Consider the following 16,400-nt stretch of genomic DNA (forward strand, 5'->3'; position numbering starts at 1 on the left):
GACCGGTGCTCAAAGAGGCGACAGGATACCCGATGTGGAGATCGGCGGGCGCAGGCTTTAGCCTGTCGGGCCATGAACGACGACCACACCGATCACCGCCCCGCGCTGCTGATCACCGGCTGTTCCAGCGGCATCGGCGAGACCGCTGCAGCGCACATGGCCCGGCGCGGCTGGCGGGTCTTCCCCAGCGCCCGCCGCAGCGAGGACGTGGCCCGCCTGCGCGAGGCCGGCTGGGAGGACGCCCTGGTGCTGGACCTGGCCGACAGCGCTTCCATCGAGGGCGCGGTGGAGCAGGTCGCCGAGCGCACCGGCGGGTGCATCGACGCCCTGTTCAATAACGGGGCCTATGGTCAGCCCGGCGCGGTGGAAGATCTCTCCCGGGCGACGCTGCGCGAGCAGCTAGAGACCAACCTGCTCGGCACCCACGAACTGACCACGCGGGTGCTGCCGTACATGCGCCGCCAGGGCCACGGGCGCATCGTGCAAAACAGCTCGGTACTCGGTTTCATCGCCCTGCCCTACCGCGGCGCCTACGTCTGCTCCAAGTTCGCCCTCGAGGGGCTCACCGACGCCCTGCGCCAAGAACTGCGCGGCAGCGGCATCCACGTGAGCCTGATCCAGCCCGGACCCATCGCCAGCCGTTTTCGCGACAACGCCCACCGCGCCTTCCAGGCCCGGATCGATCCACAGAACAGCGCCCACGCTGCCACCTATCGTGCGGTGGAGCAGCGCCTGGCCGGCGCCGGGGCCTCGACGCCCTTCACGCTCGAAGCCGAGGCGGTGGCCACCAAGCTGGTCCACGCCCTGGAGCACCCGCGCCCGAAGGCCCGCTACCACGTCACCGTTCCCACCCATCTCTTCGCCGCCCTCAAGCGCCTGCTGCCCACGCGCTGGCTGGACCGGGTTCTGCTGGCGGCCACGGCCTCGGAGCGCCGCATCCGCTAGCCCGGCTCAGACCACCTCGCCCTCGACCACCGGCTCGCCGCGCTCGAAGCGGAACGCGCCGTCTTGCACATCGACCCGGATGCGATCGCCCTGCCCGAAGTTGCCCTCGAGCATCTCCCGGGCCAGCGGGTTCTCGACCTCGTGCTGCAGGACCCGCTTGAGCGGGCGGGCGCCGTAGACCGGGTCGAAGCCCGCTTCGCCGATGCGGTCCAGGGCCGCTTCGCTGAGTTCGAGCGCCATGTCTCGCTCGGCCAGCCGCTCGCTGAGGTAGCCGACCTGGATGCTGGTGATCGCGCGGATCTGCTCCCGCGACAGCGGCCGGAAGACCACCACCTCGTCGATACGGTTGATGAACTCGGGACGGAAGTGGGTCCCGACGATGTCCATCACCGAGCTCTTCATCCGCTGGTAGTCCTCTTCCTCCTCCCCGGCCATGCTCTGGATGATCTCCGAGCCGAGGTTCGAGGTCATCACGATGACCGTGTTGCGGAAATCCACGGTGCGGCCGTGGCTGTCGGTCAACCGACCGTCATCGAGGACCTGCAGCAGGACGTTGAAGACGTCACCGTGGGCCTTCTCGACCTCGTCGAGGAGGATCACCGAGTACGGCTTGCGACGCACGTGCTCGGTGAGATAACCGCCCTCTTCGTAGCCGACGTACCCCGGCGGCGCACCGATCAGCCGCGCCACGGAGTGCTTCTCCATGAACTCGGACATGTCGATGCGCAGCATGGCCTCTTCCGTGTCGAACAGGAACTCGGCGAGCGCCTTGCACAGCTCGGTCTTGCCCACGCCGGTGGGGCCCAGGAAGAGGAACGAGCCATTGGGGCGGTTCGGGTCCGACAGCCCGGCCCGGGAGCGGCGGATGGCGTTGGCCACCGCGGCGATGGCCTCATCCTGGCCGACCACCCGCTCGTGCAGGGCCTGCTCCATGCGCAGGAGCTTGTCCCGCTCGCCCTCGAGCATCTTCGAGACCGGGATGCCGGTCCACTTGGAGACCACCTCGGCGACCTCCTCGTCGCTGACCCGGTTGCGCAGCAGCTTCATGTCGTACATGTCCGCCTGCGAGGCCATGTCCAGCTGGCGCTCCAGCTCGGGGATGCGGCCGTACTGCAGCTCGGACATGCGCTGCAGGTCGCCGGCGCGACGGGCGGTCTCCACCTCCTGGCGGGCGCGCTCAAGCTCCTCCTTGATCGACTGCGTGCCCTCGACCGCGGCCTTCTCGGAGTTCCAGATCTCCTCGAGGTTCCCGTACTCCTGCTCCAGCTCGTTGATCTCGTCCTCGAGGGTCGCCAGGCGCTTTCTGGAGGCGTCGTCCTCCTCGTTGCGCAGCGCCTCGCGCTCGATCTTGAGCTGGATCAGCCGGCGCTCGAGGCGATCCATCGACTCCGGCTTGGAGTCGATCTCCATGCGGATCCGCGACGCCGCCTCATCGACCAGGTCGATGGCCTTGTCCGGCAGGTTGCGATCCGTGATGTAGCGGTGCGAGAGCGTCGCCGCGGAGACGATGGCCGGGTCCGTGATCTCGACACCGTGGTGGACCTCGTAGCGCTCCTTGAGCCCGCGCAGGATGGCCACCGTGTCCTCGACGCTCGGCTCATCCACCTGGACCGTCTGGAAGCGGCGCTCCAGGGCGGCGTCCTTCTCGATGTTCTCGCGGTATTCGTTGAGGGTGGTGGCACCGATGCAGTGCAGCTCGCCCCGGGCGAGCGCCGGCTTGAGCATATTGCCGGCGTCCATGGCGCCTTCGGCCTTGCCGGCGCCGACGATGGTGTGGAGCTCGTCGATGAACAGGATGATCTGCCCCTCCTGCTGACCGAGCTCCTTGAGCAGCGCCTTGAGCCGCTCCTCGAAGTCGCCGCGGTACTTGGCCCCGGCGAGCAGTGCACCGAGGTCGAGCGACAGGACCCGCTTGTTCTTGAGCCCCTCGGGCACCTCGGCGTTGACGATGCGCTGGGCCAAGCCCTCGACGATGGCGGTCTTGCCGGTGCCCGGCTCACCGATGAGCACCGGGTTGTTCTTGGTCCGGCGCTGGAGGACCTGCACCGTGCGCCGGATCTCGTCGTCGCGGCCGATGACCGGGTCGAGCTTGCCCTGCTCGGCGCGCTCGGTCAGGTCGATGGTGTACTTCTCCAGCGCCTGGCGCTGGTCCTCGGCGTTGGGATCATCCACCGCCTGGCCGCCGCGCACCTGCTCGATGGCCTGCTCAAGGGGCTCCCGCGCGGCACCGGCCTGCTCGAGGATCTTCGCCAGCCGGCTCTTGCCATCCTCGAGCACGGCGAGCACGAAGAGCTCGCTGGAGAGGTACTGGTCCTTGCGCTTCTGTGCGAGCTTGTCGGTGAGATTGAGCAGCCGCCCCAGCTCGTTGGACAGGTGCACCTCGCCGCCGGTGCCGGAGACCTGCGGCATCTGCTCGAGAGCCTCGCCGAGCTGCGAGCGCAGCTTGTTCAGGTTGACGCCGGCCTGCTGGAGCAGCGGACGCACGCCGCCGCCCTCCTGATCGAGCATGGCCAGCATCAGATGGACCGGTTCGATGAACTGGTGGTCGCGCCCCACCGCCAGGCTCTGCGCCTCGGCGATGGCCATCTGGAATTTGGTGGTCAGCTTGTCCATCCGCATGTCTCTACCCCCTTGGCCGCATCACGGGCCGACAATCCGCTCCACCGCGCTGCGGCGGTGGCTGGTTTCTTGTCAGGATAGATGGGGCAGCGGCGACGGGTTTTCAATCCGGCGCGGGCAGGCCGGCGACACGGTTGCGGCCCTGGCGCTTGGCCTCGTAGAGGGCCAGATCGGCGGATTTCAGGACCTCCTCGACGGAGCCGCCGTCGAGCACGGCCACGCCGACGCTGGCGCTGAGGGCCACGGTCTCGCCCTCGTAGACCAGCTCCAGGGTCTCGATGCCATTGCGGATACGCTCGGCCAGGGTCCAGGCACCGGGACCATCGATCCCCACGGTGACAATGAAGAACTCCTCGCCGCCGGAGCGGATGAGCACGTCGGCGCGGCGGACGGTCTCGCGCAGCTGCGCAGCCACCCGCTGGAGCACCGTATCGCCGCCGAAGTGGCCGAGGCGGTCGTTGATCGCCTTGAAGTGATCCAGATCGACCACCAGCGCCGCCAGCGGCTGCCGCGTCCGCCGCGCTGTCTCGCCGAGCTGATCGGCGATCTCGTCGAGGTAGAGCCGATTGTGCAACCCGGTCAGCGGGTCGCGCCGGGCCCCTTCGCGGGCCTCGCGCAGCAGCTCCATCAGGTCCACGTTCTGGTTGACGCGGACGCTGAGCTCCTCCTCCAGGAAGGGGCGGGTCAGGAAGTCGTCGGCCCCGGCCTTGAGCAGCCGCGCGGAGAGCAGCCCCGAGCCGTGACTGGAGACACCGATGATACCCAGCCGCGGGGCCGCGTGCCGGCGGCGCAGCTCGCGGATCAGGGTGATGCCGTCCATGCCCGGCATGTTCTGGTCGCAGAGCACCAGGCGGATGGTGGCGTCCTCATCCGAGGTGATCCGTTCCAGCGCCTCTTGGCCATTGCCGGACTGGTAGCAGCGGAACCCCCAGCGGCTGAGCAGGTGCACCAGGTACTCGCGGGCCGAGCGGGAGTCGTCGACCACCAGCACGCCGATGGACCGGTTGCGGTGGATGCGCTGCAGGGTACGCAGCACCGAGTCCACCGCGTCCGGGGCATCCTTGAGGATGTAGTCGCACACCCCGGCCCCCACCAGCTGATCGCGCAGGTCGTCCTCGATGGTGGCGGTCAGAACCACGGAGGGGATGTCGCGCTCCACCAGGTCCCCGACCACCTCGCCGCGCGGAGCATCCGGCAGGTCGAGATCGAGCACGGCGGCGACGATCCGTTCACCGTCATGCTCCAGCAGCTGCCGCGCGGCGGCGCGGCTGCCGGCGACCAGCGCCTTCAGCCCCAGGGCGTCCTCGATGCGCCCGGCCAACCAGCCGGCCACGGAGCGACTGTCCTCCACCACCAGGATGCGGCCGGCGGCGTACTGCTCCTCGGACATGCTCACGGCTCCTCTCGGTAGATCAGGCTCGCCATCCGGCCGGTGGATCCGTCCCGGCGATGGGAGAAAAAACGCGCCCGATCCGTGTGCGTGCACCAGCCGCCACCGTGGACCGATGTCACCCCGGCCTGCCGCAGGCGACTCCGAGCCAGGCTGTAGAGGTCAGCGTACCAGCGATCACCGGCCGCGGGGGTGAGCCCCTCGGCCGCAGCCGGATCCCGTGCGCGCAGCGCCTCGGCCACCTCCGGCCCTACCTCGAAGGCGTCGGGCCCGATGGCCGGCCCCAGCCAGGCGTGGAGTTCGCCGGCCGGCACCGGCAGCGCCGCCACCACGGCCTCGAGGATGCCCGCGGCGAGGCCCCGCCAGCCGGCGTGGGCGGCGGCCACCGCCCGCCCGTCCCCGGCGGCGAGGAGCACCGGCAGGCAGTCGGCGGTGAGCACGGCGCAAACCACGCCGGCGCGATCGGTCCAGGCCGCGTCGGCACGTGCGCCGGGGGCGACCCGGTGCGCGGCGACCACCTCGGTGCCGTGGACCTGCTCCAGCCACACGGGCTCGGCGGGCAGACCGGCGCGGGTGCGCAGCAGATGCCGATTGGCGGCCACGGCGGACGGGTCATCCCCGGTATGCTCGGCCAGATTGAGGCTGTCGCGCGGCGCGGCGCTGCAGCCGCCGCAGCGCAGCGTGCTCAGGGCCCGCACACCCTCCGGCGCCGGCCACCGGGGCTTGAAGAACAGGCCACCGTCCACCTCATCCATGGCGCAGGGCCTCCAGCAGGTGGTGCCAGTCCTCCGGCGGCGGCGCCTCCCAGTGCATGGTCTCGCCGGTGCGCGGGTGCTCGAGGCGCAGATGGCGGGCGTGCAGGGCCTGGCGGCGGAAGCCGTCGAGGACGGCGCGCAGGGTGTCGCTCGCGCCCCGCGGGTAAACCGGCCGACGGCCGTAGACGGGATCACCCACCAGCGGCAGCCGGACGTGCGCCAGGTGCACGCGGATCTGGTGGGTGCGGCCGGTCTCCAGTTCCACGTCGAGCAGGGTGTGGGCGCTGAAGCGCTCCGCGACCCGGTAATGGGTCACCGCCGGGCGACCGGTGGCCACCACGGCCATGCGTTTGCGGTCCCGGGGGTGGCGGGCGATGGGGGCGTCCACTCGCCCCCCGGCGGTGGGGCGGCCGACCACCACGGCCTGGTAGCCGCGCCCCACCGTGCGCGCCTGCAGCTGCGCGACCAGGGCATGGTGGGCGGCGTAGGTCCGCGCCACCACGAGCAGCCCCGAGGTCTCCTTGTCCAGCCGGTGCACGATGCCGGCCCGTGGCAGGGCTTCGAGCCCCGGATCGTGGTGGAGCAGCGCGTTGACCAGGGTGCCGCCCGGATTGCCGGCCCCCGGATGAACCACCAGCCCCGCCGGCTTGTCCACGACCAGCAGATCCCCGTCCTCGTAGAGCAGCCGCAGCGGGATGGGCTCCGGGGCCAGCGGGGTCTCCGGCTCGGGCTCGGCATCGACGTGGATTCGCTCGCCGGCGTAAACCGGATCGCGGGGACGGCGCACGGCGCCGTCGACGGTGATCCAGCCGGCCTTCACCCACTGCTGCAGGCGGCTGCGTGAATAATCGGGAAACAGGGCCGCCAGGGCCCGATCCAGACGCTGCCCGGCCAGTTCCTCGGGGACGTCGGCTTGGTGACGGGGTCGTTCCATACGTATAGTACGAGCCTTTGCTATCGCTACAATGACGGGCCTGCATCAGGCCGCGGAGTCACGGAAATCATGCACCGCATCCAGCGCTGGGCCACGATCGCCCTGGTGGCACTCTTTCTGGCCGGCTGTGCCGGCACCGACCCCGACGGGGCCGCCGAGCGCAGCGTCGAGGAACTCTACGCCGACGCCCGCAGCAGCCTGAGTTCCGGGAACTACTCACAGGCCGTGGAGCGCTTCGAGAACCTGGTGGCGCGCTACCCCTTCGGCGATCACGCGGTTCAGTCCCAGCTGATGATCATCTACGCCCACTACCTGGCTGGCCAGCACGAGTCGGCGATCGCCGCCGCGGAACGCTTCCAGCGCATGCATCCGCGCAATGAGCACGTCGCCTATGCACTTTACATGAGCGGCGTGGCACGGCAGGCCCAGGGGCCCGGCGGCCTCGGCGATCTGTTCAATGTCGACCCGAACTTGCGCGATCCCGAGCCCAAGCGCCGCGCCTTCGCCGACTTCCGCGACCTGACCGAGCAGTACCCGGACAGCGAGTATATCGACGACGCCACCGAGCGCATGGAGCAGATCCGCACGGCGCTGGCCGAGCATGAACTCCACGTCGGGCGGTTCTACCTGGAGCGGGGCGCCTACATCGCCGCCGCCAACCGGGCGCGGACGATCATCGCCCGCTACCCCGGCACGCCGGCCGTGGGCGAGGCCATGGGGATGCTCGCCGAGGCCTACCGCAGCCTTGGCCTCGACCCCCTGGACGAGGACGTGGAGCGGGAACGGCGCGAGCGCCACGAGGTTCCCGCCCCGGAGTTCGGCGGGCGGTAGGCCGCACAGCGGCCCCCGCCCGGGGAACTAGATGGCGTTCTCGTCCTCTTCGCCGGTGCGGATGCGGATGACCCGCTCGACGTTGGTGACGAAGATCTTGCCATCACCGATCTTGCCGGTCTGCGCCGCCTGGGTAATAGCCTCGACGCAGCGGTCGACATCGGCATCCGCCACGACGACCTCGAGACGCATCTTGGGCAGGAAGTCGACCACGTACTCGGCGCCCCGATACAGCTCGGTGTGCCCCTTCTGACGGCCGAACCCCTTGACCTCGGTGACGGTCATGCCCGTGATCCCGATGTCCGAGAGGGCCTCCCGGACGTCGTCGAGCTTGAAGGGTTTGATGATCGCCTCGACTTTCTTCATGGGAGCAGCTCCTTGGGGTGGGGCGCGGTTCGGTTTGATTTTCCAGATTCAGGACTCAGTTATCAGGATAGCGTGGGCCAGTCCCCACAGCCCTGACAACCGGACCAGCCCGAGGTAATCGGGTAACGCCGGTCACGCCCGAAGGCGCGCCGGGTCACCTTCACCCCGGGGGCCGCCTGGCGGCGCTTGTACTCGTTGCGGTAGAGCAGCCGGATGACCCGGCAGAGTTCCGCCTCGTCCAGCCCATCGACACGGATCTCGTGCTCGGCGGCGTCGGCCTCCAGGTACTGGCGCAACACGGCATCGAGGACCGGATACGGCGGCAGGCTGTCACTGTCACGCTGATCGGCGCGCAGCTCGGCGGTGGGCTCGCGCTCGATGATGGCCTGCGGCACGGCGGGCCCGAGGCTGTTGCGGTAGGCGGCCAGGCGGTAGACATCGGTCTTGTAGACGTCCTTGAGCGGGGCAAAACCGCCGCACATGTCGCCGTACAGGGTCGCATACCCCACGGCCAGCTCACTCTTGTTACCGGCTGCCAGCAGCATGAGCCCGAGCTTGTTGGACAGCGCCATCAGGCAGTTGCCGCGGATCCGCGCCTGGATGTTCTCCTCGGTGGCGTCCGCCGGGCGCCCGGCGAAGGCCGGCGCCAGGGCCTGCTCGTATTCGGCGAAGAGCGACTCGATGGGGATGCTCCGGTAGTCCAGTCCGAGCGTCTGCGCTGCCGCGCGAGCGTCTTCCAGGCTGCGCTCGGCGGTGTAGCGGGTGGGCATCATCACCGCCAGCACCTGCTCCCCGCCCAGGGCGTCGGCGGCCACCGCAGCCACCAGGGCCGAGTCGATCCCGCCGGAGAGCCCGAGCACCACGCCGGAGAAGCCGTTGCCACGGACATAGTCGGCGGTGGCCCGGACCAGCGCCTGGTAGATCGCCGGCGGCCCGGTGGTGCGCTCGGCGCATTCGCCGCGCAGCGCCCCGCCCTGCCAGTCGAGGGGGTGGAGCCCGTCGGCGAACGCCGGCGCCCGGGCAGTGACCGCACCGGTATCGTCCAGTGCGAAGGAGCTGCCATCGTAGACGACCTCGTCGTGGCCACCGACCAGGTTGGCGTAGAGCAGCGGGATCCCGGTCTCCGCCACGCGGCGGGCCGCCACCTCCTCGCGCTCGGCCTGCTTGCCGTCGTGGAACGGCGAGGCGTTGATGCTGATCAGCAGCTCGGCGCCGGCGCCGGCGGCCTCGGCGGCCGGTGTGGCCGCCCAGATGTCCTCACAGATGGTGACCCCGATGCGCCGGCCGGCGACCTCGACCAGGCAGGGGGCGTTTCCGGCGCGGAAGTGGCGGTTGTCGTCGAAGACGCTGTAGCTCGGCAGGCAGCGTTTGTAGGCCACTTCGGCCTCGGCGCCGTCGGCGAGGACCACGGCGGCGTTGCGCACCACGCCGTGGCGGTGGAGCGGCGTCCCCACCACCGCGGTGATCCCGGTGCACGCCGCAGCGATCCGGCCGAGCGCCCGCTCGACGGCGGCATGGAAGTCGCTGCGCAGCAGCAGGTCGTCGGGCGGGTAGCCGGTCACCGCCAGCTCGGGGAAGACCACCAGATCGGCGCCGAACTCATCCCGCGCCCGGCCGATGGCGTCGATGATGCGCGCGGCATTGGCGTCGATGGCGCCGACGGGGAAGGCCAGCTGGGCGGTGACGATACGCACGGTGCGCCTCAGCCTGCCGTCAGCTGCCGAATGCGTTCGCCGATCTCCGTCGGCGAGCGCACCGTGGCCACGCCGGCGGCCTCGAGGGCCGCGAACTTGTCGTCCGCCGTCCCCTTGCCGCCGGAGATGATCGCCCCGGCGTGACCCATGCGCTTGCCCGGCGGCGCAGTCACCCCGGCGATGTAGGCGACCACCGGCTTGCTCATGTGGTCACGAATGAACGTCGCCGCCTCCTCCTCGGCGCTGCCGCCGATCTCGCCGACCATGACCACGCCGTCGGTGGCCGGGTCAGCCTCGAACTGCGCCAGGCAGTCGACGAAAGACCACCCCTGGATCGGGTCGCCGCCGATACCGACACAGGTCGACTGCCCCTGCCCGGTGTCCGAGGTCTGCTTGACCGCCTCGTAGGTCAGGGTCCCGGAGCGGGAGACGATGCCGATTCGCCCGGGCAGGTGGATGTGCCCGGGCATGATGCCGATCTTGCACTGGTCCGGGGTGATGATCCCGGGACAGTTGGGCCCGATCAGGGCCACGTCCTCGCCCCGCAGGGCCTCCTTGACGTGCAGCATGTCGAGCACCGGGATGCCCTCGGTGATGCAGGCGATCACCCGGATGCCGGCGTCGGCGGCCTCAAGGATGGCATCGGCGGCGAAGGGCGCCGGGACGTAGATGACCGAGGCGTCGGCGCCGGTCTCGGCCACCGCCTCGCGGACCGTATCGAACAGCGGGCGGTCCAGGTGTGTGCCGCCGCCGCGCCCCGGGGTCACGCCGCCGACCACCTGGGTGCCGTAGGCGATGGCCTGCTCGGCGTGGAAGGTCCCCTGCTTGCCGGTGAACCCCTGGACGAGCACCCGGGTGCTCTGATCGACGAGAATGCTCATGTTCTGCTCCTCTCTTGACCTGGGGATCAGGCCGCGTCACCGGCGATGTCGACGATCTTGGCGGCGGCGTCTGCCAGGTCGTCGGCGGGGATGAGGTCGAGCCCGCTGTCGGCGAGGATCTGCTTGCCCTGCTCGACGTTGGTGCCCTCGAGCCGGACGACCACTGGGACGTCGACCCCGACGTCGTGGACGGCGGCCACGATGCCCTCGGCGATCATGTCGCAACGCACGATCCCGCCGAAGATGTTCACCAGGATCCCCTCCACCGAGGGGCTGGAGAGGATGATCTTGAAGGCCTCGGCCACCCGATCGGCGTTGGTGCCACCGCCGACGTCGAGGAAGTTGGCCGGCGAGCCGCCGTGGAGCTTGATCACGTCCATGGTGGCCATGGCCAGGCCCGCGCCGTTAACCATGCAGCCGATGTTGCCGTCCAGGGTGATGTAGTTGAGGCTGTGCTCGGCGGCCCGGACCTCGGTCTCGTCCTCTTGGGTCAGATCGCGCATGTCCTGAATCTGCGACTGCCGGCCGATCTCCACGGCATTGTCGTCGACGGTCACCTTGGCATCCAGGGCTAGCAGCCGCCCCTCGCCGGTGACGATCAGCGGGTTGATCTCGACCAGCGACAGGTCCCGCTCCAGGAACAGACGGTAGACCCCCTGCATCATCCGCGTCAGCTCCCCCACCTGCGCCTTGTCCAGGCCGAGGGCGAAACCCAGCTGCCGGCACTGGTACGGCTGCAGCCCGGCGGCCGGGTGGACCCGCACGGTGTGGATGCGCTCGGGCTCGCTGGCCGCCACCTCCTCGATGTCCATGCCGCCGGCGGCCGAGGCCATGAAGACCACGCGCTGGCTGGACCGATCGATCAGGGCGCCGAGGTAGAGCTCACGGGCGATCGCCAGCCCCTCCTCGACCAGCAGGGCGTGGATCGGCTGACCGCGATCGTCGGTTTGGTGGGTCACCAGGCGCTCGCCGAGCAGTGAGTCCGCGTAGCGCTCGATCTCGTCGGTCTTCCGGAGCACCCGGACCCCTCCGGCCTTGCCCCGTCCGCCGGCGTGGACCTGGGCCTTGACCACCCAGGCCGAGCCACCGAGGCGCTCGGCGGCGGCGCGGGCCTCGGCGCTGGAGCGCGCCACATACCCGCGGGGGATGGCGATCCCCGCCTCGGTGAAGAGGTGCTTGGCCTGGAACTCGTGCAGATTCATTGAACAGCTCCTCCCATGGGGTCGCGGTCGCCGGGCGGTCGATTATAGTGGTTCAGCGACCCGCGCTTTTCAAAACCGTCCGGCCGTGCCAACTTGGTTGGCCGCGCGCCCGGGCCTCTGCGCCCGAGGGCTCAAGGTAATCACGGAAAAGCACGTGCATGCTAGGCCAGATCCTTCTTGTCATCCTGCTCATCCTCGCCTGGATCGGTGCGCGCAGCCTGCTTCAGAAACGCCTGCGCGATGATGGCGAGGGACAGCGCAACCAGGGCGGCGGCGACGGCGGGCGCACCGAGGAGATGGTGCGCTGCGCCCGATGCGGCGTCTTCCTGCCGCGCTCGACCGCCTATCCCCGCGACGGCGCCTACTACTGCTCGCCGGAGCACCGTCGGCTGGGACGGGATGACCACCCGTCGGCCGGTTCCGGCCGCGACCGGCGGGGGTAGCGCGACGGGCAGGCCGGGGCGGCCTGATCCCCCGGCCCGGCCGGCGAAGGCCGGGCCGGCTCGGGCGGCCCTCACTCGGCGCACAGGCCGGTGGCGATCTCCGCCAGTTCGCCTGGATCGCAATCCCACCCCCAGGCGTCCTCATCGTCCTCCTGGCCGGTAAAGGTCACCGACTCGCCGGCCAGCTCGGTGTTGACCCCCTCGTCGGCGAACTGCATGGACACATCCACCGTGTCCCCGCCGGCGGAGACGTCGATGGCATCGACGTAGTCGCCACTCTCGTCCCCCACCAGCCGCTCGATGCGATCGGCGTCCAGCCCGTCGGGGCCACGCAGATGGACCTCGGAGTCCACCGCCGTACGCACACCGGAGAAGAGGGTCAGGGCCTCGGCGAACTGGGTGCGGGCGACGTAGTTCTGGTACTGCGGGACCGCGATGGCGGCCAGCATGGCGATGATCGCCACCACGATCATCAGCTCGATGAGGGTGAAGGCGGCGCAGAGCCGGCGCCGCTGGATACGCGATTGCATGGCTCACCTCCCTGTGAGTCCGGAAAAAGTGCGTTTGAACGGATCAGTCCGTGCCGCCGGCGGTCAGGCGGCGGATCACGCAGCCCGGGGCCGATGGCCAGGACGCCGCGCAGGTTGTAACGTGCCGGGTGAAACCTCGCCACGACGGGCCCGGAACCATGCGCCGATTCGTGCTCGATACCAGCGTCTTCACCAACCCCGACGTCTACCTGCGCTTCGATGAGGAGCCGATGCAGGCCATCTCGGTCTTCCTCGGGCTCGCCCGGCGCGCCGACGCCGAGTTCTACATGCCGGGGCCGGTCTATCAGGAGCTGTGCAACCTGCGCTCGATGGACATGATCGGCGCCGAGTTCGAGACCGAGGTGCACATCCGCTCGCCCCGGCGTTTCTCGATGACCATCCCCTCGGAAGTGCTCTACGAGTTCATCGAGGAGGTGCGCACGCGCATCCAGCGGGGCCTGCGCATCGCCGAGGAGCACGCCCGGCAGGCCGGCCAAGCGGAATCGCTGCCGCCGGAGCTGATCACCCAGCTGCGCGAGCGCTACCGCGAGGCTATGCGCCGCGGGATCCTCGACTCGCGGGAGGACATCGACGTGGTGCTGCTCGCCTACGAGCTGGACGCCACCCTGGTCTCCGCCGACGAGGGGATGCGCAAGTTCGCCGAGCGGATCGGCATCAAGCTGGTCAATCCGCGCTACCTGCGCGGGGTGATGCAGAACCTCGCCGGCGAGGAGCCCAGTCACACCGCCCCCGACGGCCCCGACCAACCGACCGGGTAAAGCCCGGCGGCCTGGCAGCGGCGAAAGGAGCTATAGCGCCACCCCTCGGGGCGGCCGGCCAGCCCGCGGCGCACCGGCTCCCAGTGGATCTCGTCGAGGGCCTCGCGCCACCGGTCCGGCTCCACCTCCCACCAGTGCACACCGGGCTGCCAAAGCCGCCCGCGGGGCAGCCCCGGCCAGTTGCGCAGGTGGCGGGTGCAGTGGGCCTTGGCCGCCTGCCAGCGGGGCCGCGGGTCCGGGTCATCCCGGGGCAGGCGCCACAGGCCGTGGACGGCGTCGGGCAGGACGACGGCGGCGTCCCAGGTCAGCGGACGGCGCCGGGCCACCTGGCGGAAGGCGGTGCGCAGCCGTTGCACGGCCTCGGGCCGGGCCAGCCACGGGTGGTTGCCGTGCGTGGTCAGGCAGAAGCGGACGCACCGCTCCTGCCGGCTCACCTCCTGGTGCATGCGCGCTCCTCCCTGAACGCGTTGTCTCCTGCTTATCGTGCCAGCCCGCCGCCGGCTGTCAATCGGCCGGGGCACAGCGGCGCGCGTCGCTGGCAGCCGGCGGCGGCTCGGTTATCATGGCGCCTTTTCCACGGCACCGAGGTTTCACGAGAGATGGTCAGTGAGTCGATCCCGCAGCGCATCGCCCAGGAGCTGGGCGTGGGCAACCGGCAAGTCGAGGCCGCCATCGAGCTGCTCGACGGGGGCGCCACCGTCCCCTTCATTGCCCGCTACCGCAAAGAGGTCACCGGCGGCCTCGACGACAGCCAGCTGCGTTCGCTCGAGGAGCGGCTGACCTACCTGCGGGAGCTCGACGAGCGCAAGGAGACGGTGCTCAAGGCCATCGACGAGCAGGGCAAGCTCACCGACGAGCTGGCCGAGGCGATCCGCGCCGCCGAGACGAAGACCCGCGTCGAGGACCTCTACCGCCCCTACCAGAAGAAGCGCCGCACCAAGGCGCAGATCGCCCGCGAGGCCGGGCTGGAGCCGCTAGCCGACAGCCTTCTGGCCGATCCGTCCCTCGTCCCCGAGGAGGCGGCGGCCCCCTACGTCACCGGCCCCGCCGAAGAGGGGCAGGAGACCCCGGCCGTGGCCGATGTCGACGCTGCCCTCGACGGCGCCCGGCAGATCCTCATGGAGCGCTTCGCCGAGGACGCCGATCTGCTCGAGGAGCTGCGCGACTACGGCTGGCGCAAGGGCTACCTGGTCAGCCGCGTGGCCGCGGGCAAGGAGAAGGACGGCGCCCGCTTCCGGGACTACTTCGAGCACGCCGAACCGCTGCGCAAGATCCCCTCCCACCGCGCCCTGGCCATGCTGCGCGGGCAGAGTGAGGAGATCCTGCGGCTGGAGATCGCCTGGTCCGACGCCGAGGCGCGGGGCGAGAGCGACGAGCCGAGCGTCGGCGAGGCCGCCATCGCCCGGCGTTTCGGCATCGCCGACCGGGGTCGGCCGGCCGACGCCTGGCTGGCGCGCACCGTGCGCCTGGCCTGGCGGGCGAAGCTCTCCACCCACCTGGACCTGGCGCTCAAGCGCCAGCTGCGCGAGCAGTCCGAGGAGGAGGCGATCCGGGTCTTCGGCGCCAACTTGGAGGACCTGCTGCTGGCCGCACCGGCGGGCCCGCGCCCGACCATCGGCCTCGACCCGGGACTGCGCACCGGGGTCAAGGTAGCGGTCATCGACGCCACCGGCGCCGTGGTCGAAACCGCCACCATCCACCCCTTCACCAGCCGCAACAAGGACCCCGAGGGCTCGCTGAAGACCCTGGCCGAACTCGCCCGCAAGCACCAGGTGGGGCTGGTGGCCATCGGCAACGGCACCGCCTCCCGCGAGACCGACGCCCTGGTCGGCGAGCTGATCAAGCGCCACCCGGAGCTGGGCCTGCACAAGGTGGTGGTCTCCGAGGCCGGCGCCTCGGTCTACTCCGCCTCCGAGAACGCCTCGCGGGAGCTGCCGGATCTGGACGTCTCGCTGCGCGGGGCGGTCTCCATCGCCCGGCGCCTGCAGGACCCGCTGGCCGAGCTGGTGAAGATCGAGCCCAAGTCCATCGGCGTCGGCCAGTACCAGCACGACGTCAACCAGAGCCACCTCGGGCGCAAGCTCGATGCGGTGGTCGAGGACTGCGTCAACGCCGTCGGCGTGGACGCCAATACCGCTTCGGCGCCGCTGCTCGCCCGCGTCTCCGGCCTGGGTCCGGGCCTGGCCGAGAAGATCGTCCAGCACCGCTTCGACAACGGCCGCTTCCGCACCCGCAAGGACCTGCAGGAGGTGCCCCGGCTCGGTCCGAAGGCTTTCGAGCAGGCCGCCGGCTTCCTGCGCATCCCCCAGGGGGACAACCCGCTGGACGCCTCCGCCGTCCACCCCGAGGCCTACCCGGTGGTGGAGCGGATCTGCGCGGAGACGGGCCGCAGCGTGGGCGAGCTGATCGGCGATGAGGGTTTTCTCGCCACCCTGGATGCGAAGGCGTACACCGATGAGCGCTTCGGCGAGCCGACGGTCCGCGACATCCTCGGCGAGCTGGCCAAGCCGGGCCGCGACCCGCGCCCGGAGTTCCGCACCGCGGCGTTCCGCGAGGGGGTGGAGAAGATCGACGACCTGGAGCCGGGGATGGTGCTCGAGGGCACGGTGACCAACGTCGCCAACTTCGGCGCCTTCGTCGACATCGGCGTCCACCAGGACGGGCTGGTGCACATCTCCGCCCTCGCCCACGAGTTCGTCCGCGACCCGCGCGACAAGGTCCGCACCGGCGACGTCGTTCAGGTGAAGGTCATGGAGGTGGACCTGGAGCGCCAGCGCATCGGCCTGTCCATGCGCCTCGACGACGACCCCAACGCCGAGCGGGCCGACGGCGGGCGTAAGGGCGCCGCAAGCAAAGGCACCGGCGGCGGCAAGGGCACCTCGGGCGGCAAGAGCAAGGGCGCCGGCCAGGGCGCCGGGCGTGGCGCGAAGAAGGGCCGCAAGACCGAGAAGCCCGAGCCAGCCGCCAACACCGCGCTGGCCGAGGCCTTCCGCAAGGCGCGTTCCTGAACCCTCCGAGGCTTGCCGGGCCG

15 protein-coding genes are annotated in these 16,400 nt (G+C 70.4%); 5 read left to right on the forward strand and 10 right to left on the reverse strand.

Annotated elements, in window-relative coordinates; translation table 11 throughout:
* The first annotated feature begins 72 nt into the window (after positions 1 to 72).
* Positions 73 to 945: an SDR family NAD(P)-dependent oxidoreductase gene (locus CCR79_RS11855; RefSeq protein ID WP_201173053.1), complete on the forward strand. Its 873-nt coding sequence runs from the start codon at positions 73 to 75 to the stop codon at positions 943 to 945.
* 6 nt (positions 946 to 951) lie between these two features.
* On the opposite strand, the gene clpB is transcribed toward CCR79_RS11855, so the two are convergent.
* The 4 genes from clpB to rluD form a co-directional block, all read right to left on the reverse strand.
* Positions 952 to 3,564, reverse strand: coding sequence for an ATP-dependent chaperone ClpB (gene clpB / locus CCR79_RS11860; protein ID WP_201173056.1), 2,613 nt, complete (start codon positions 3,562 to 3,564; stop codon positions 952 to 954).
* A 103-nt stretch (positions 3,565 to 3,667) separates the two neighbouring features.
* A complete protein-coding gene (locus CCR79_RS11865) occupies positions 3,668 to 4,954 on the reverse strand; it encodes a diguanylate cyclase (RefSeq protein ID WP_201173061.1) in 1,287 nt (428 codons plus the stop codon).
* 2 nt (positions 4,955 to 4,956) lie between these two features.
* Positions 4,957 to 5,709, reverse strand: a complete 753-nt coding sequence (gene pgeF, locus CCR79_RS11870; protein ID WP_201173064.1) for a peptidoglycan editing factor PgeF — start codon at positions 5,707 to 5,709, stop codon at positions 4,957 to 4,959.
* Positions 5,702 to 6,643: a 23S rRNA pseudouridine(1911/1915/1917) synthase RluD gene (gene rluD / locus CCR79_RS11875; protein ID WP_201173067.1), complete on the reverse strand. Its 942-nt coding sequence runs from the start codon at positions 6,641 to 6,643 to the stop codon at positions 5,702 to 5,704. The genes pgeF and rluD overlap by 8 nt, the downstream gene beginning before the upstream one ends.
* Positions 6,644 to 6,712: 69 nt before the next feature.
* Here rluD and CCR79_RS11880 point away from each other — a divergent pair, with 69 nt between their 5' ends.
* The gene (locus tag CCR79_RS11880; protein WP_201173069.1) at positions 6,713 to 7,474 is read left to right on the forward strand and encodes an outer membrane protein assembly factor BamD; all 762 of its coding nucleotides are present in this window, start codon (positions 6,713 to 6,715) and stop codon (positions 7,472 to 7,474) included.
* 27 nt (positions 7,475 to 7,501) lie between these two features.
* On the opposite strand, the gene glnB is transcribed toward CCR79_RS11880, so the two are convergent.
* The 4 genes from glnB to sucC form a co-directional block, all read right to left on the reverse strand.
* The gene (gene glnB / locus CCR79_RS11885) at positions 7,502 to 7,840 is read right to left on the reverse strand and encodes a nitrogen regulatory protein P-II (protein WP_201173081.1); all 339 of its coding nucleotides are present in this window, start codon (positions 7,838 to 7,840) and stop codon (positions 7,502 to 7,504) included.
* A gap of 62 nt (positions 7,841 to 7,902) precedes the next feature.
* A complete protein-coding gene (locus CCR79_RS11890; RefSeq protein WP_201173083.1) occupies positions 7,903 to 9,534 on the reverse strand; it encodes an NAD+ synthase in 1,632 nt (543 codons plus the stop codon).
* A gap of 8 nt (positions 9,535 to 9,542) precedes the next feature.
* The gene (sucD, locus tag CCR79_RS11895) at positions 9,543 to 10,415 is read right to left on the reverse strand and encodes a succinate--CoA ligase subunit alpha (protein ID WP_201173085.1); all 873 of its coding nucleotides are present in this window, start codon (positions 10,413 to 10,415) and stop codon (positions 9,543 to 9,545) included.
* Positions 10,416 to 10,441: 26 nt separating this feature from the next.
* Entirely contained in the window at positions 10,442 to 11,617 is a 1,176-nt protein-coding gene (gene sucC / locus CCR79_RS11900) for an ADP-forming succinate--CoA ligase subunit beta (protein ID WP_201173088.1), read from the reverse strand.
* A 158-nt stretch (positions 11,618 to 11,775) separates the two neighbouring features.
* Between sucC and CCR79_RS11905 the strand changes: the two genes are divergently transcribed.
* Positions 11,776 to 12,060 carry a PP0621 family protein gene (locus tag CCR79_RS11905; protein WP_201173091.1) on the forward strand — a complete coding sequence of 95 codons (285 nt, stop codon included), beginning with the start codon at positions 11,776 to 11,778 and terminating at the stop codon, positions 12,058 to 12,060.
* 71 nt (positions 12,061 to 12,131) lie between these two features.
* Here CCR79_RS11905 and CCR79_RS11910 read toward each other — a convergent pair whose 3' ends face one another.
* A complete protein-coding gene (locus tag CCR79_RS11910) occupies positions 12,132 to 12,590 on the reverse strand; it encodes a pilin (protein ID WP_201173094.1) in 459 nt (152 codons plus the stop codon).
* Between the two features lie 158 nt (positions 12,591 to 12,748).
* Here CCR79_RS11910 and CCR79_RS11915 point away from each other — a divergent pair, with 158 nt between their 5' ends.
* Positions 12,749 to 13,369: an RNA ligase partner protein gene (locus CCR79_RS11915; protein ID WP_201173096.1), complete on the forward strand. Its 621-nt coding sequence runs from the start codon at positions 12,749 to 12,751 to the stop codon at positions 13,367 to 13,369.
* On the opposite strand, the gene CCR79_RS11920 is transcribed toward CCR79_RS11915, so the two are convergent.
* Positions 13,330 to 13,815, reverse strand: coding sequence for an REP-associated tyrosine transposase (locus CCR79_RS11920; protein WP_201173099.1), 486 nt, complete (start codon positions 13,813 to 13,815; stop codon positions 13,330 to 13,332). The genes CCR79_RS11915 and CCR79_RS11920 overlap by 40 nt on opposite strands.
* Before the next feature lie 153 nt (positions 13,816 to 13,968).
* Here CCR79_RS11920 and CCR79_RS11925 point away from each other — a divergent pair, with 153 nt between their 5' ends.
* Positions 13,969 to 16,377 carry a Tex family protein gene (locus tag CCR79_RS11925; protein WP_201173102.1) on the forward strand — a complete coding sequence of 803 codons (2,409 nt, stop codon included), beginning with the start codon at positions 13,969 to 13,971 and terminating at the stop codon, positions 16,375 to 16,377.
* Positions 16,378 to 16,400 lie beyond the last annotated feature (23 nt).

The organism is Halorhodospira halophila (assembly GCF_016653405.1).
Classification (GTDB): domain Bacteria; phylum Pseudomonadota; class Gammaproteobacteria; order Nitrococcales; family Halorhodospiraceae; genus Halorhodospira; species Halorhodospira halophila_A.

What these genes read in the sequence shown, in the direction of transcription:
- CCR79_RS11855 (WP_201173053.1), top strand. Translation starts at nt 73, where the DNA reads ATGAACGACGACCACACCGATCACCGCCCCGCGCTGCTGATCACCGGC.
- clpB (WP_201173056.1), bottom strand. Translation starts at nt 3,564, where the DNA reads ATGCGGATGGACAAGCTGACCACCAAATTCCAGATGGCCATCGCCGAG.
- CCR79_RS11865 (WP_201173061.1), bottom strand. Translation starts at nt 4,954, where the DNA reads ATGTCCGAGGAGCAGTACGCCGCCGGCCGCATCCTGGTGGTGGAGGAC.
- pgeF (WP_201173064.1), bottom strand. Translation starts at nt 5,709, where the DNA reads ATGGATGAGGTGGACGGTGGCCTGTTCTTCAAGCCCCGGTGGCCGGCG.
- rluD (WP_201173067.1), bottom strand. Translation starts at nt 6,643, where the DNA reads ATGGAACGACCCCGTCACCAAGCCGACGTCCCCGAGGAACTGGCCGGG.
- CCR79_RS11880 (WP_201173069.1), top strand. Translation starts at nt 6,713, where the DNA reads ATGCACCGCATCCAGCGCTGGGCCACGATCGCCCTGGTGGCACTCTTT.
- glnB (WP_201173081.1), bottom strand. Translation starts at nt 7,840, where the DNA reads ATGAAGAAAGTCGAGGCGATCATCAAACCCTTCAAGCTCGACGACGTC.
- sucD (WP_201173085.1), bottom strand. Translation starts at nt 10,415, where the DNA reads ATGAGCATTCTCGTCGATCAGAGCACCCGGGTGCTCGTCCAGGGGTTC.
- sucC (WP_201173088.1), bottom strand. Translation starts at nt 11,617, where the DNA reads ATGAATCTGCACGAGTTCCAGGCCAAGCACCTCTTCACCGAGGCGGGG.
- CCR79_RS11905 (WP_201173091.1), top strand. Translation starts at nt 11,776, where the DNA reads ATGCTAGGCCAGATCCTTCTTGTCATCCTGCTCATCCTCGCCTGGATC.
- CCR79_RS11910 (WP_201173094.1), bottom strand. Translation starts at nt 12,590, where the DNA reads ATGCAATCGCGTATCCAGCGGCGCCGGCTCTGCGCCGCCTTCACCCTC.
- CCR79_RS11915 (WP_201173096.1), top strand. Translation starts at nt 12,749, where the DNA reads ATGCGCCGATTCGTGCTCGATACCAGCGTCTTCACCAACCCCGACGTC.
- CCR79_RS11920 (WP_201173099.1), bottom strand. Translation starts at nt 13,815, where the DNA reads ATGCACCAGGAGGTGAGCCGGCAGGAGCGGTGCGTCCGCTTCTGCCTG.
- CCR79_RS11925 (WP_201173102.1), top strand. Translation starts at nt 13,969, where the DNA reads ATGGTCAGTGAGTCGATCCCGCAGCGCATCGCCCAGGAGCTGGGCGTG.